The sequence below is a fragment of the Gordonia sp. DT30 genome (assembly GCF_049844915.1).
Classification (GTDB): Bacteria; Actinomycetota; Actinomycetes; order Mycobacteriales; family Mycobacteriaceae; genus Gordonia.
The window spans coordinates 284342-296804 of record NZ_JBNCLY010000003.1; the positions used below are offsets into that span (position 1 = coordinate 284342).

The following is a 12463-nucleotide window of genomic DNA, read 5'->3' on the forward strand; positions in this document are numbered from 1 at the left end:
CACCTTCCCCGCTCGCCGCGAGCGCACACTGGAGCAATGGACAAGCGGGAGTTGGGGGCCTTTCTCCGAAGCCGACGCGAGCGGCTGCGCCCCGAGGACGTCGGTCTGCCCTCCGGGCCCCGCCGCCGCACCCCTGGGCTGCGACGCGAGGAAGTCGCCGTCCTCGCCCACATCTCGACCGAGTACTACATCCGCCTCGAACAGGGCCGCGCTCCGCGACCGTCGGCCGACGTCTTGGCCGGAATCGCCGGCGCGCTACGGCTGACGGACGTCGAAGGCGACCACCTTCACCTCCTCGCCGGGACCGCACCGAACAGGACCGGATGGCATCGCCGCGACGTACGGCCGAGCATCCTGGCACTGCTGGCACGACTTCCACAGACAGCCGCGTTCGTGATGTCGGCAGCCTTCGACGTCCTCGCCTGGAACGACCTGACCGCGGCACTCATGGAGGACTTTTCCCGACGGGCACCTGATGACCGCAACCTCGCCCGCCGCGCCTTCTTGCCCGATCCGTCGGAAGACCAAGCGCCCTACGGGATCTCGAATGCCGCCGAGTTCCGTCAGCAGGCGGTCATGGAACTGCGCTCCGCTGCCGCCCGGTATCCGACCGATCCCGCCATCGCCGGGCTCATCGAGGAACTCCGCGAGGAAAGCCGCGAGTTCGCCCGCCTCTGGGAGCGCAACGACGTCCAGCCCGCACCGATGCTGACCAAGACGTTCCACCACGCGACCGTCGGGGCGATCACGGTGGACTGCGACGCCCTCGCCTTGACCGACCGCGATCAGCATCTCGTGCTCTACAGCGCGGCCGCCGGTTCTCCCGCCGCCGAGTCGCTGCGTTTCCTCGCTGCCATCGGTGCGGAGGGCCTATCGAAAGAGCGCACCCGATAGCGACGATCCATCACGGGTTCTCGCGTCCGAACATTGATCGATGGCACGTTCGGTCACCGGTACACATCACGACGATGCCGTACGTCGATCACGCGGACAACGACAACATCCTCGTGGATCTCGTAGACAACCCGGAACTCGCCGCGCCGCGCCGACCAGCGGCCGGCCAACTCGCCGCGCAGGCGTTTACCGACCCGATGCGGATTCTCGGCGAGCGGCCCGCGAATGAACTCCCAGCACGCCGCCGCAACAATCTCGGGAAGGTCCTCGGACAGACTTCGACGTGCGCGTCGAGTCAGTTCGACCCGGTAGGTCATGAACCGATGGTGCCCTTCGCGCGGAGTTCGGCCTCCACCTCATCAAGCGGGTAGACCCGGCCGGCAGCGATATCGGCGTCCGCCTCGCCGATGGCCTCCATTGCTTCCCGGTCGCCCAGAATGTCTAGCGTCTCCATGAGAGAGTCGTAGTCGTCGGCGCTCATCAGCACGGCGGCACGCCGCCCATTCCTGGTGAGCTCCACCCGCTGATGGGTACGCACCGCCTCGTCCACCAACTTGGAGAGGTTGGCGCGCACGTCTGCGATCGGCAATGTCGTCATGTACAGAATTCTAGCGTGCTGTACCCGTCCCTGACCTCGGCTTATGCCGCGAGGCTGCCCAGCACTTCGATCACCTGGCCAGGCGTAGATGACCCACTCGAGCGTCAGCAGCCTGAGCCATCACCCGAACCCCAAGCGCCACCAGGGATTCGAACTCGTATGCCAATACGGCCGCGTCCGAATGCCGTTGGGACGTCACAGCTTCGCAATCCTGACGAGGGCTGCTGCGTAAGGGCTCGGATCGACGTCACCTCGCACGGCGAGCTGCTGGGTGTAGCCATGGCAGAGCGCGACGAAAGCCTCGGCGATCTGCTGCGCATCGACCGGCTCGCGGTCCGGCAGGAGTCCGACGATCGAGGAACGTAGCTGGTCGAGCTGAGCCTTCACCACGTCGCCGAGGGCAGGCGACACCGCCGCCTCGGCATAGATCTGTGCGACGAGCCGGGCGTGGTTCTCTTCGCGGGCCAGGGCGCGGATGTGCTGTAGAAACCGGTGGATCACGTCGGGGGTCAGATCAGCCGGGAACGCATGGGTGGCCTGGTCGCAGATCGCCGTGATGATTTCGTCCTTACTGGCGAAGTAGCGGTAGATCGCACCGTTGGACAAGCCCGATGCGTTGACGAGGTCGCTCATCGACGTTCGAGCGAACCCCTGAGTGGCGAACAATCGACGTGCGGCATCGATGATCTGTTGTCTGCGTGCGTCGAGGTGGTCCTGCGTGACCTTGGGCATAAAGAGTGACCGTTCGTTTTTTGTGTTACCTTCTCACCATACATAGTTCGCCACACCAGTTTGGAGACCTCGCGTGCGGTACCAGCCCTTCGGAAGACTCAGCGGACTGCGCGTCTCGCAGTACGTCTTGGGCACCGCCAACTTCGGATCGAGCGAGACATCGACCGGACTCGACGGGGCCAAGGACATCTACCGCGCGTTCCTGGATGCCGGCGGAACCACCTTCGACTCCTCGAATATCTACCAGGTCGGGGAGGCCGAGGCGGTCCTCGGGGATCTTCTCGGAAGTGATCGCGACGACATGGTCGTGATCACCAAGTACAGCGGCACCCGTCGGGCCGATGCCCGACCGGGCACCACCGGCAACAGCAGGAAGGTCATGTTCCGGTCGTTGGACGAAAGCCTGCGTCGCCTGCAGACCGATTACGTCGACGTGTTCATGCCGCACTTCCCCGATGGCCTCACCCCGATGTCGGAGATTCAGCAAGCGCTCGAAGATCTCGTCCGGGCCGGGAAGATCCGGTATTACGGCTTGTCGAACTTTCCGGCGTGGCGGGTCGCCGGCGCCGCCGTGAGGTCCGAGCTGACCGGAGGCGGTCACCTGCTGGGCATCCAGACCGAGTACAACCTGGCCGAGCGGTCTGCCGAGCGAGAGCTCCTGCCGATGGCACAGGCGCACGGGCTGGGCGTCGTGCTCTATTCGCCGCTCGCCGGTGGACTGCTCACCGGCAAATATCGCAACGGCGAACAGGGGCGTCTCAGCACGGCAGCCGAGTCGACCACGCCCGGGGAGGACACCGAGCAGCGGACCACCGTCCTCGATGCGGTGATCAGCGTGGCCGACCAGATCGAAACGGGCCCGGTACAGGTCGCGCTGTCCTGGCTGCACGAGCGGGCCGCCCGCTCCGGCACCTCGATGATCCCGATCGTCGGACCCCGCACATCAACTCACCTCCAAGGTTATCTCGACGCACTGGACGTCGATCTCGACGATGCGCAGTACGCGCTGCTCGACGACGTCAGTGCAGTTCCGCTCGGAACACCGCACGACGATGTCGCCGCCGCCCTCACCCACGGAATCGACGGCAACCGCCAACTCATCGACGATCCCGCACTCCCCGTGACCTGAATGTCCCCCTATCACCGAGGAAACCCATGCCTGACTTCCGTATAGCCTCCATCAACTTCGAGTGCACCGACCCGAGTGCGCTCGCGCACTTCTGGGCACAGATCCTCGACGGCGAGGTCGCCGTCGAAACGCCCGCTTTCTGCGCGGTCAAAACCGCTGACCTGTTCATCGGTGCAGTCCGCGTGGACGATTACCGGCCGCCGACCTGGCCGTCAACGGACCAGCCCCAGCAGATTCACCTCGACCTTGCGGTCGACGACCTCGACTCCGCCGAAGCAACCGCACTCCGGCTCGGTGCGACCAAGAGTGAGTACCAGGCCGGCCCGGACCACTCACGCGTACTGCACGATCCCGCCGGACACCCCTTCTGCCTCCGCGGCTGATATCTGGTGAATCATCGCCGGACCAGCGAAGCGCACCACCACAATTCAAGTCTCCGCTAGACAACGTCGCCGACGAGCGTCACTCGACGGCGCGAAAGACCCGGCCTCGACGCACGCGGCTCTCAAACGTTTGTCGCGTGTCTAGAGCGTCCCAGTGCGAGTTCTTCCACAACCAGTGGGTGACAGCCGATCTCGCCGTCGGCAAGGAGTGCCATCGTGCCGTCAGCTGCTCGTTCCCGGTGTGCAGATGGTCGATCCAGACCGACGTATCGACGAGATCATCCGACCGACGACCGACGACGCGGAGTCGCCGCACCTGTCGAATCGGTGCCGCCGAGCGCTGCAAGGCGGCGCGCACTTTCCATGCGAATCAACGCCCGCAGCCCATCGCGGCTTTCCGTCCTTCGCGGTCGAGGTCAACATCGCTCGCAGCGCGGCCCGCCGACTGGCCTGGCGCACCGAACTTGCAGCTCCTCGTCGACGGAATCGCCAGGTTAGGCCGCGGAAAATTCACGATAGACAATTCTCTCCGTCGACCGACGGCAAGTTCGAGACTCTTTCATCGGTATACCTCTCGACGGTGTCCAAGCCTGAGCACGAGGACCACCAGTTCATCGTCCTGAATGTCATAGATAATTCGGTAATCGCCGACGCGGATTCGGAACTCACCGCCCCCACCCTTCAGCTGGATGCACCCGGACGGGCGTGGGTCGCTTGCGAGTGAGTCGATCGCATCGAGCAAGCGGCGCGCGGTCGACTTGTCGAGCTTCCGGATCGCCTTCGCAGTTGACGGGACACTTCGTCGGCATCGTAGACCGCGCGGAATTCGTCGAACGTGGTGTCTCTGCCGGAAGTCGTCGTCGCCGAGGTGTGGGAGCCCGGCTGGAAGTGCCGGGCGTAGCCGGAGAACCGGTAGCAGTGTCGCTGCGACAAAACGGGCGCAGGCGGCCTCGTCGGGGAGGAGCGAGACCTCGGCTGACCATGAGGGCGACCTACTCGTCCCAGGACAGCGACGACTTCATGCGGCACTCCGGAAAACAAGAAGCCCACTCCACCGCGTTTCGATGGATAAGGCCATCACGACGCCGGCTGTTCCTCACCCGTCCATGGGTTGATCAGCGCGACTCCGGCATGGATGAAGTCCTTCGTGTTGCGCGTCGCGCAGACCGCGTCCTCGGTCCGGCAGATAGCCGCGATCTGCGCATCGCCGGTCGCAATCGTTAGGCCGGCAGCTCCTCGCGCGATAAGGGTGTCGGCGTAGCGGGAAGCCGCTCCGGCATCGAAAGCGATGACCGATCCAGTGTCGCGATAGGACCGGATCGCGGCCTCGACCCGGGAGGCGAGGTCATCCTTCCGCTTGCCATCAGGCAGCCGACCGAGGCCCGCTAGGAGTTCGGCGAGGGCGACCGCAGTGATGACCACGTCATCGGTCAGCGACTCCAGCCAGGCGACGACACACGCATCGGGCTGAGGCTTGAGCACCTCGGAGACGACGTTGGTGTCGAGGACGATCACGATAAGCTGGCTGCCCGAGCGATGTCATCACGTGCCGGAATCGGCAGCTCGTCGACGCCGCCGACCGACTGCCCAGCCTGCAGGAGCGCCAGCCCGATATTCGGACGGGTCGCGGCCTTGGTCAGGATCTCACGGACCTCGGCCTCCATGGAGCGGCCGTGCTGTTTGGCCTGAGCGACAAGCCGGGCCTTGACGGACTCGTCGAGTCCGCGAACGACGATCGACGACATGCCAATCACCTCCTCATCAGGATGATTGCACTGATGCTAGGACCTGATGCATCGAGCCCGGGCACGACCAAGCCCCGCTGTACAGGCGGGCGCAACGACCCGCACCGGTTGGAGCCACACGAGCCAGAAGCCCGCCCGGCGGGACGGATTGTCATACCATCGACCCATGCCCGACGTGACGAGTACCGTTGTTCTCTCGCATCCGGTAGCCGTGGTCTGGGGTACATCAGTCGGCCCGAGAATCTGCCCACGATCATTCCCGGGATCGTCTCCGCAACCGCAGGCAAGGAGCCACCCTACGAACCCGGCGACGTCTGGCACGGGGCGAGTCGCTCATTCGGCATCACCGACGAATGGACCGGAGCGTTCACACGCTTAGACCCCCCGAACGGAATGGAGTTCCGACTGACAGAGGGACGCGTGCTTGTCACGACAATCGACACCCTCGAACGAGTCACTGGCGGAACCCGATACACGCTGCAAATCGCGGGTGAGCCAGCATTTCGTGGCGCTGTCGGCCGATGGGCCGACACCGTGAACTCACTCGTTCTTCAACGGATGCTCAACCGCAGTTTCGTGAAACTCCCGCCACATGTCGACAAATGGGCTGCCGACCAGCCTACCTAGGCCAGCAGAGTTTCAGAGCCTGCAACCCATGATTCACCCGATCGATCAGGTCTTCACGATCGGGCCAAGCGCCATGGGTCGCAGCAGCCAAGCGAGACGACTATCCGTGCCGGAACACCACCGATTTCCGGCACATACAGCCATCTCATGACCTGACGGCACAAACCCGCAACCGGTCAGCCCAGCGCGAGTGTCTCCACGGACTGGCCAGTGACCTCGGCGATCAGATCGAAGTCCTTGTCAACCGCGAGAACCGTCAGCCCTGCCTTCTCCGCAGTCGCCGCGATCAGCAGGTCGGGAATGGACGGCGCGCGGTGCTGGCCGCGATCCGCGAGCAGCATCTGCACCTCCCACGCCCGTTCCTCCATGGCCGGTGTCAGGTGCTCGATCGGCATCAACGAGAGCGGCGGCAACCTGAACGCCTCGCGACCCGCCTCACCCGAGCGAGCCGAAAAGCCCAGCTCGAGTCGAGTCACGGCCGAGAGGCGAAGCAGCCCACGTTCGATACGCAAGTTCCACTCGGCGAGGTCGGCTGCCTGCCCTGCCTGCATGCGCACGTACGCCGACTTGTCGACCAGCCAGCTCGTCATCGCCACGCGGCCTCCATCACGTCAGGATCGGCAAGATCGCCGAACACCGCCGCCGAGCGAGTCCAGTCCTCGACCGTGACCGTAGCGGCAGCCGGGGCCGAAGCATCCTGCTCCAATCGCCGGCGCAGGAACTCATTGCGCGACAGCCCCAGCGCAGACGCCTCCGCGTCGATGCGCTCCACGGCCGCCTCACTGAGCCCACGGATCAGTACGTTCGTCATCAAAACCACCTCCCACCCTTGATGATATCGCGATATCACTCCCACTGCAGCATCGCTGCCCGCGTACAGCACTACAGGCTGCTTGACTTCTCGCCTCCAATGAAGCGGTCCTGCAGGTATCCCCCCACAGAGTCGAGCACTGCGCGGCACATGCCTGCAAACTCGACCGAGTTCCGGCACGGAGAACCATCAGCGACGACGTGGCCTCATCTCGCGCCGACCCGCGCGGAAAGTGCGTCTGCGACCTCATCCACAGTCCGCGCTGCCGTGTCGAACTCCAAGACCTCATCGGACCACGCGGCATAGTCGGCTCGACGGCGCTGCACTTCCGCCCAGGTCGGCTCGCCGACGTATGCGAGACTGCGATCCCTGCCGCTGAGCCTTCGTTCATGCTCTTGCGAATCCGCGACCACCAGGTGTACGAAGTCGATACGAGGACTGGTGCGCGCGGCCGCAGCACGCCAGGTCAGCCTGGCATCCTCGCTGTCGTTCACCGCATCGATGATGACGCTACGACCGAGGCGAAGGTTCGGTTCCGCCATCGCGCGAGCCGCTTCGTACGCGGCGACGCCGACTTGCCATCCTCTCTGCAAACCGCAGGCGAGAATAGGCTCCTCGACGGCATCGATGGACAGATGCACCGAGGCTGTGCGCGCGGCGGCGATCTCAGCAACGCTTGTCTTTCCGAAGCCCGGAAGACCGGAGATCACGATGAGATGCCCGGTCGTGCGACGTGCAACGGCGTGATCGCAGCAACCTTGTCGCGCAGTGCACGGCGCTCGAGCCGGAGCTCGTAGTTCGACTGCAGATTCATCCAGAACTCCTCGGACGTTCCGAAGTAGCGCGCCAGACGGATCGCCGTATCAGCGGTGATCCCCCGCTTGCCGTGCACGATCTCGTTGATCCGGCGCGGCGGCACACCGATGGACACGGCAAGCTTGTTCTGCGTGATCCCGAAGCCCTCGATGAAATCTTCCATCAGGATCTCTCCCGGGTGGATCGGCTCGATCAGGTCACTCTCAGTGGTAGTCGACGAGTTCGACATTGTCCGCACCTCCATCTCTCCAGACGAAGCACAGACGCCATTGCGCGTTCACGTGGATGCTGTGCTGCCCGCGCCGGTCGCCGACCAGACGCTCCAGGCGGTTGCCTGGCGGGACCCTGAGGTCCTCGACGTCCTTCGCCGCATGAACAAGCTCGAGCTTCCGCAAGGTCGCCCGCTGCACCGTCCGGTCAACGCGCTTGACGTACTGCTCATGCCAGATGCGCTCGGCGTCCTTGCTGCCGAACGATCTGATCACGAGACCAGTGCGTAACGGACACCGTCATTAACGCTAGACGTTGAACCGGAACTCGACCGCATTTCGTAAGTTTGGCATAACTGAGCGCATACCCGCTGGTCAGTCGCGAGTTGGGGTATAGTGGTCGTCACTGCACGCTACGCATAAGCGACCGTCTTCAGACGCGAATTTGCGGCTACGGCGGCAGTCCGTACGAGGTCCTGGTGTAGCTATCCGTGAACCAGGGAAGCAGCCGGCGACGCACTCCTCCCGGAGATTCCAACATGGGAATTTCCGATGACACTGGCGACCTCGAACGCTCATACCCCTCAGGTCGAACCTGGCCACGACGATCCGTACCGATGGCTCTGGCTCTCCGAAGCTGAGGCCGAACACTATGGCGCCCGGTCCACGCTGCGCCGCTACGTCAACGAAGGCCGCTTCCCGACCGCCGAGAAGGTCGGTCGGTCCTGGCGTGTGCGCAAGTACGACCTCGACCGGCTGACCCGGCGGGCGGTGCCGCCTTCTTACGACGACGTGGAAGCGGCTGCGTCAGCCGTGGCTGGCCAGGCACCGGCCTTCTCCGATGAGCAGGTCCGCGCGCTCTCCAAGGCGTTCACTGAGCAGCTCGCTCGGCGTCAGGCAGTCGGTGCCTGATGATTGCGAAGAAGAACCCCGCCAGCGATGCTGACGGGGCCTCCGAGATCTCTATTTCTCCCGACCATCCTATCGCGGTGACACGCTCCGACGTCGATCTGAGCCATCCCGCGACTGACGTGCTGGCCGCCGACGGGTGGACCGTCCGGGAGCTCCAGGACAGCATTTCGGGGGCTCTCACGCCCCGTTCCTGGTGTTGTCGAAGCGTGCGATACGAGTGGGTGAATCGACTTTGAATCCGACGCAGCAAGAATCGCTGCGTCAAGAGATCGTCGCAAAACCGCAGGTCAAGCATGGGGGTCATAAGCGCCCATGGGAGGGAACCTGTGACCCCGACCCCGTCGGGGTCACAGAGTCCGGTTCCGGCGGCTGTGACGGACGCTCGCGTGCGTTCGGTGACCTGGCTACGATCCGGGCCGCTGGGACCGGTGAGGCGGTCATCCCGGTGTCGTTCGACACCGAGTTCGTGCAGACCGCCGACAACCACCGCGCCATCGTCTCGTACCAGTTCGCGACGCCTGATCCGGCGGACCCATCTCATATGGTGCTCGTCGTCTTCCTGCCGTTGTCGCTGGCGCGGCTGCGGCTGGCCACCGCGCTCCGGGAGGTCTGGCGCGAGGCGGAGCTGTGGCGACATCGTCTGGGTGCGAAGTCGGGTATCGGTGCGCGCGGTGTGCGCATGGATGGGTTCGCGGCCGAGGGAGACGACGAACTCGACCGCGACGAGCGTGACCGGGCACGCCGTCGCCGCGCCTACAGGCGTCACGGCGTGTCGATCGATCTGCGCTGCCACTTCGGCAAGGCGGACATGACTGCGTTCCGGCGAGTGCAGCCGGACCCGATGAAGAACCTCACGTCGGCCGCCGGTGGATTGGTCACGCTGCAGAGCTTCCGTGTCTGTGCGATGGACGATGCCCGCAACAACTGGTTCCCGTTCTCGGTCACCGTCAGCGACACAATGTGCCACGCGCCGGCCGGCTCCAAGACGCTCGACGCACTGGGTGCCGCCTGCGGCCAGCCCAAGGTCGCACTGCCCGACGGCGCGATCTCCCGGATGGACCTGCTGCGTCGGGAGGACCTGGTGCTGTTCCTCCGGTACAGCGCCAATGACCCCGTTGTCGTGCATGAGTACACCGAGCGTCTCTACGGTCCCGACACTAAGCCACCAGTCACGCTGTCCAGCGGCGCGGCCAACGCCTTCAAAGAATCGGTCAAGGGTTACTGGGGCGGTCTGACCGACGACGAGTTCTCGCTGAAGTTCGGTGGTCTGGTCAAGCGCGACCCCGAGGTCAAGCGCGACGAGAGTGACCGCTCGTACTACGAGAAGCGCGGCAAGGTTCCCGTGGACGGTGCGGCGCGGGCGGTCATCGACATGTGCGCCAACGGCTACCACGGCGGGCTGAATATGTGCCCGATGCCGGGCTACCACGACGACGCGATGACGTTCGACTACGACCTCCAGGGGGCCTATCCGACGGCGATGTCCCTTGTGCGGGACGTGGATTGGGCGCATCCGGACGGTGTCATCGAGACGTTGATCCAGAACCGGGACCTCACCCTCAACGACGTCCCATCGCCGGTGACGCCGTTCGTCGCCTGGGTCGAGTTCGAGTTCCCCGACGAGACCCGGTTCCCGTGCCTGCCGATCTTCACCGACGGTGCCCCGATGTACGTCCTGTCGTCGGCCGGCCGGTCAGGCACACACGCCATGGCACCGGAGATCCATCTCGCGCTGAAGGTCGGCGCTCGCGTGCACTGCCAGCTCGGGTTCGCGCTGCGGCCGCTCGACGATCAGTACGGCGAACCGTCTCACGCTCTGCGCGAGGGCGTCATGCAGATGGTCAAGGACCGTGTGATTGCTCGGGAGTGGTTCGGCAAGAAGTCGTTGGAAGAACTGGCGATCAAGACCATGGCCAACAGCACCTACGGCAAGACCGCGCAGGACGTCTCGCAGCAGAATGCCTGGGACGCCTTCGAGCAGATCATGGATGCCGTCGGCGGCTCTGCAATCACGTCTCCCTACCACGCCGCGATGACCACAAGCTTCGTCCGCGCGGAACTGCTCGCTGCGGCAATCCAGCTGTCCGACGCGGGCTTCCGGTTCTTCTCGGTGACGACCGATGGGTTCATCAGCGACGCGCCGTTCGACGTCGTGAGCGGCCTCGACCTGTTCGGCCTGTCCGCGCTGGCCGCGAAGTCGCGCGCACTGCTCGCCGACGGTGACAGCTCGGTCTGGGAGGTCAAGCACGAGCAGGCCGCTCTGCTGAACATCACCACGCGGGGGAATGTCGCTCTCAACGAGGGTGGCGTGCTGGCCAAGAACAGCTACAAGACCCCGGACGTGATCCGGAAGTCTGGCGGCGAGCGTCAGCACTTCCACGATCTGGTGATCTCTCGGTCCGGCCGGGTGGCTGCGCCGGTGAAGGTGTTCCCGTCGTTCCGTGTGCTCTCGTACAACGACGGCCGTCGTGAGGACTTCATCGCCTCGACTGAGGACCGCCACCTGTCGATGGACTACGACTGCAAGCGTCAGCCAGACCTGGACAGCATGACAGTCGCGCGCCCGTTGGACAGTGCCGGGACCGCGCACGAAGTCGCGTCGTTCGACACCCGCCCGTGGGACACCATCGATGAATGCGTTCGAGGTCGCGAGGTCGCCAAGAACAACGCTGACGCGGGTTACTGCCTGCGGACTGTCGAGCAGTGGCGCCAGTGGGAGCTGCGCCGCTCGCACGGCCAAGGGCACCGGATCGCGGACCCGTACCGCTCGATCCTGCTGAGCTTGCTGATCGGCCACCGTCAGGGCGTCGTCGGCTTCAACGTGCCCGCGCTCGACGCTTCGGCCGGTTCGGTTAGCAAGCGCCTCGAATGGCTCTCCGGCTGGGGACTCGGCGCTGTCAAGGAGTCCGACTGGAAGAACTCCCGGCGGCCTGATCGCGTCGGTCAAATGCTCCCGGCGTCGGCCTGCGAACCGTACTTGTCGGTGATCCGCGCTGCCACAGCCGAGACCGCGCCGTGGGACCTGCTGGCTCCCGACGACGGGGGTGATGACAGTGCCCAACGCGCCGCCTGAATGGCCTCGCCCCGACCACCAATTCCCGCCGGGAAGCACCCGGCAATCAACGAGAGGACATCCAATGACCGATAACAAGAACACCCGCAAGAACCTCGACGAGCTGCTCGCCGAGGCTGAGGCCCGCGTTGCCGAACTGAAGCGGAAGCAGAAGGCGAAAGACGCCCGCGAAGCAGCCAAGCTCGGTAACCGCCTGCACTCCAAAATCGGTGACGGACGCGCTGCCTTCACCGCCGAGTTCAAGCTCATCCGCGACGAGTTGTTCGGCGTCGACGACGCTCCGGCCGATGGGCCGGCGGCGACGCAGGAGCCGCCTGCCACCGCGTCGGCCGGGGTCGGCGAAACCGCCTGGGGCGGTGATGGTTATGGCCAGTAGTACCGCTGCGCGCATGAATGGCGCGGAAGCAGAGACCCCGCCCGCAGTGAGCGAAGCGAGCGAGGACGGGGCCAGCGGTAATTGGAAGGCGAGCGGAGCGATGTCTGACAATTACCCTGCTGGCCGTGGGGGAAGTGCCGCAGAAGCCGCATGCGAAT

17 protein-coding genes and 2 pseudogenes are annotated in these 12463 nt (G+C 64.9%); 6 read left to right on the top strand and 13 right to left on the bottom strand.

The features are described 5' to 3' along the window. The first annotated feature begins 36 nt into the window (after positions 1-36). Positions 37-894, top strand: coding sequence for a helix-turn-helix transcriptional regulator (locus ACLQ3C_RS05050; protein WP_425703929.1), 858 nt, complete (start codon positions 37-39; stop codon positions 892-894). 53 nt (positions 895-947) lie between these two features. On the opposite strand, the gene ACLQ3C_RS05055 is transcribed toward ACLQ3C_RS05050, so the two are convergent. The 3 genes from ACLQ3C_RS05055 to ACLQ3C_RS05065 all read right to left on the bottom strand — a co-directional run bounded on the left by ACLQ3C_RS05055 (position 948) and on the right by ACLQ3C_RS05065 (position 2224). Beyond that, positions 948-1211, bottom strand: a complete 264-nt coding sequence (locus tag ACLQ3C_RS05055) for a type II toxin-antitoxin system RelE family toxin (protein WP_425703930.1) — start codon at positions 1209-1211, stop codon at positions 948-950. Continuing rightward, positions 1208-1492 carry a type II toxin-antitoxin system Phd/YefM family antitoxin gene (locus ACLQ3C_RS05060; protein WP_425703931.1) on the bottom strand — a complete coding sequence of 95 codons (285 nt, stop codon included), beginning with the start codon at positions 1490-1492 and terminating at the stop codon, positions 1208-1210. The genes ACLQ3C_RS05055 and ACLQ3C_RS05060 overlap by 4 nt, the downstream gene beginning before the upstream one ends. Positions 1493-1687: 195 nt before the next feature. Beyond that, positions 1688-2224, bottom strand: coding sequence for a TetR/AcrR family transcriptional regulator (locus tag ACLQ3C_RS05065; RefSeq protein ID WP_425703932.1), 537 nt, complete (start codon positions 2222-2224; stop codon positions 1688-1690). A 73-nt stretch (positions 2225-2297) separates the two neighbouring features. Here ACLQ3C_RS05065 and ACLQ3C_RS05070 point away from each other — a divergent pair, with 73 nt between their 5' ends. Beyond that, a complete protein-coding gene (locus tag ACLQ3C_RS05070) occupies positions 2298-3353 on the top strand; it encodes an aldo/keto reductase (RefSeq protein ID WP_425703933.1) in 1056 nt (351 codons plus the stop codon). A 26-nt stretch (positions 3354-3379) separates the two neighbouring features. Next, a complete protein-coding gene (locus ACLQ3C_RS05075; protein ID WP_425703934.1) occupies positions 3380-3736 on the top strand; it encodes a VOC family protein in 357 nt (118 codons plus the stop codon). Between the two features lie 149 nt (positions 3737-3885). Here ACLQ3C_RS05075 and ACLQ3C_RS05080 read toward each other — a convergent pair. From ACLQ3C_RS05080 to ACLQ3C_RS05125, 10 genes and pseudogenes are all read right to left on the bottom strand, one after another. Next, positions 3886-4052, bottom strand: a pseudogene (locus ACLQ3C_RS05080) (hypothetical protein); the annotation flags it as partial. Next, positions 4015-4131, bottom strand: a pseudogene (locus ACLQ3C_RS05085) (type II toxin-antitoxin system VapB family antitoxin); the annotation flags it as partial. The pseudogenes ACLQ3C_RS05080 and ACLQ3C_RS05085, both read right to left, overlap by 38 nt. A gap of 164 nt (positions 4132-4295) precedes the next feature. Beyond that, the gene (locus ACLQ3C_RS05090) at positions 4296-4478 is read right to left on the bottom strand and encodes a type II toxin-antitoxin system RelE family toxin (RefSeq protein WP_425703935.1); all 183 of its coding nucleotides are present in this window, start codon (positions 4476-4478) and stop codon (positions 4296-4298) included. 335 nt (positions 4479-4813) lie between these two features. Then, the gene (locus ACLQ3C_RS05095; protein ID WP_425703936.1) at positions 4814-5251 is read right to left on the bottom strand and encodes a type II toxin-antitoxin system VapC family toxin; all 438 of its coding nucleotides are present in this window, start codon (positions 5249-5251) and stop codon (positions 4814-4816) included. Further along, the gene (locus tag ACLQ3C_RS05100) at positions 5248-5481 is read right to left on the bottom strand and encodes a FitA-like ribbon-helix-helix domain-containing protein (protein ID WP_425703937.1); all 234 of its coding nucleotides are present in this window, start codon (positions 5479-5481) and stop codon (positions 5248-5250) included. The genes ACLQ3C_RS05095 and ACLQ3C_RS05100 overlap by 4 nt, the downstream gene beginning before the upstream one ends. Before the next feature lie 803 nt (positions 5482-6284). Continuing rightward, complete coding sequence (locus ACLQ3C_RS05105; protein ID WP_425703987.1) at positions 6285-6698, bottom strand: PIN domain nuclease; 414 nt, start codon at positions 6696-6698, stop codon at positions 6285-6287. Beyond that, on the bottom strand, positions 6695-6919 hold the full coding sequence (locus ACLQ3C_RS05110; protein WP_425703938.1) for a hypothetical protein: 225 nt from the start codon (positions 6917-6919) through the stop codon (positions 6695-6697). The genes ACLQ3C_RS05105 and ACLQ3C_RS05110 overlap by 4 nt, the downstream gene beginning before the upstream one ends. Before the next feature lie 206 nt (positions 6920-7125). Further along, positions 7126-7629, bottom strand: a complete 504-nt coding sequence (locus tag ACLQ3C_RS05115) for an AAA family ATPase (RefSeq protein WP_425703939.1) — start codon at positions 7627-7629, stop codon at positions 7126-7128. Continuing rightward, complete coding sequence (locus tag ACLQ3C_RS05120) at positions 7626-7898, bottom strand: HigA family addiction module antitoxin (protein ID WP_425703940.1); 273 nt, start codon at positions 7896-7898, stop codon at positions 7626-7628. Before ACLQ3C_RS05120 ends, ACLQ3C_RS05115 begins: the two co-directional genes overlap by 4 nt. A 40-nt stretch (positions 7899-7938) precedes the next feature. Next, the gene (locus tag ACLQ3C_RS05125; RefSeq protein WP_425703941.1) at positions 7939-8220 is read right to left on the bottom strand and encodes a type II toxin-antitoxin system RelE/ParE family toxin; all 282 of its coding nucleotides are present in this window, start codon (positions 8218-8220) and stop codon (positions 7939-7941) included. Between the two features lie 276 nt (positions 8221-8496). On the opposite strand from ACLQ3C_RS05125, the gene ACLQ3C_RS05130 reads away from it, so the two are divergent. The 3 genes from ACLQ3C_RS05130 (at position 8497) to ACLQ3C_RS05140 (ending at position 12305) form a co-directional block, all read left to right on the top strand. Beyond that, complete coding sequence (locus tag ACLQ3C_RS05130) at positions 8497-8856, top strand: helix-turn-helix domain-containing protein (protein WP_425703942.1); 360 nt, start codon at positions 8497-8499, stop codon at positions 8854-8856. A 445-nt stretch (positions 8857-9301) separates the two neighbouring features. Further along, entirely contained in the window at positions 9302-11929 is a 2628-nt protein-coding gene (locus ACLQ3C_RS05135) for a hypothetical protein (RefSeq protein ID WP_425703943.1), read from the top strand. Between the two features lie 64 nt (positions 11930-11993). Further along, positions 11994-12305 carry a hypothetical protein gene (locus tag ACLQ3C_RS05140; protein WP_425703944.1) on the top strand — a complete coding sequence of 104 codons (312 nt, stop codon included), beginning with the start codon at positions 11994-11996 and terminating at the stop codon, positions 12303-12305. Positions 12306-12463 lie beyond the last annotated feature (158 nt).

Coding starts and splice junctions, on each gene's coding strand:
- ACLQ3C_RS05110 (WP_425703938.1), bottom strand. CDS start 6,919: ATGACGAACGTACTGATCCGTGGGCTCAGTGAGGCGGCCGTGGAGCGC.
- ACLQ3C_RS05055 (WP_425703930.1), bottom strand. CDS start 1,211: ATGACCTACCGGGTCGAACTGACTCGACGCGCACGTCGAAGTCTGTCC.
- ACLQ3C_RS05140 (WP_425703944.1), top strand. CDS start 11,994: ATGACCGATAACAAGAACACCCGCAAGAACCTCGACGAGCTGCTCGCC.
- ACLQ3C_RS05065 (WP_425703932.1), bottom strand. CDS start 2,224: ATGCCCAAGGTCACGCAGGACCACCTCGACGCACGCAGACAACAGATC.
- ACLQ3C_RS05050 (WP_425703929.1), top strand. CDS start 37: ATGGACAAGCGGGAGTTGGGGGCCTTTCTCCGAAGCCGACGCGAGCGG.
- ACLQ3C_RS05100 (WP_425703937.1), bottom strand. CDS start 5,481: ATGTCGTCGATCGTCGTTCGCGGACTCGACGAGTCCGTCAAGGCCCGG.
- ACLQ3C_RS05060 (WP_425703931.1), bottom strand. CDS start 1,492: ATGACGACATTGCCGATCGCAGACGTGCGCGCCAACCTCTCCAAGTTG.
- ACLQ3C_RS05105 (WP_425703987.1), bottom strand. CDS start 6,698: ATGACGAGCTGGCTGGTCGACAAGTCGGCGTACGTGCGCATGCAGGCA.
- ACLQ3C_RS05130 (WP_425703942.1), top strand. CDS start 8,497: ATGACACTGGCGACCTCGAACGCTCATACCCCTCAGGTCGAACCTGGC.
- ACLQ3C_RS05075 (WP_425703934.1), top strand. CDS start 3,380: ATGCCTGACTTCCGTATAGCCTCCATCAACTTCGAGTGCACCGACCCG.
- ACLQ3C_RS05120 (WP_425703940.1), bottom strand. CDS start 7,898: ATGGAAGATTTCATCGAGGGCTTCGGGATCACGCAGAACAAGCTTGCC.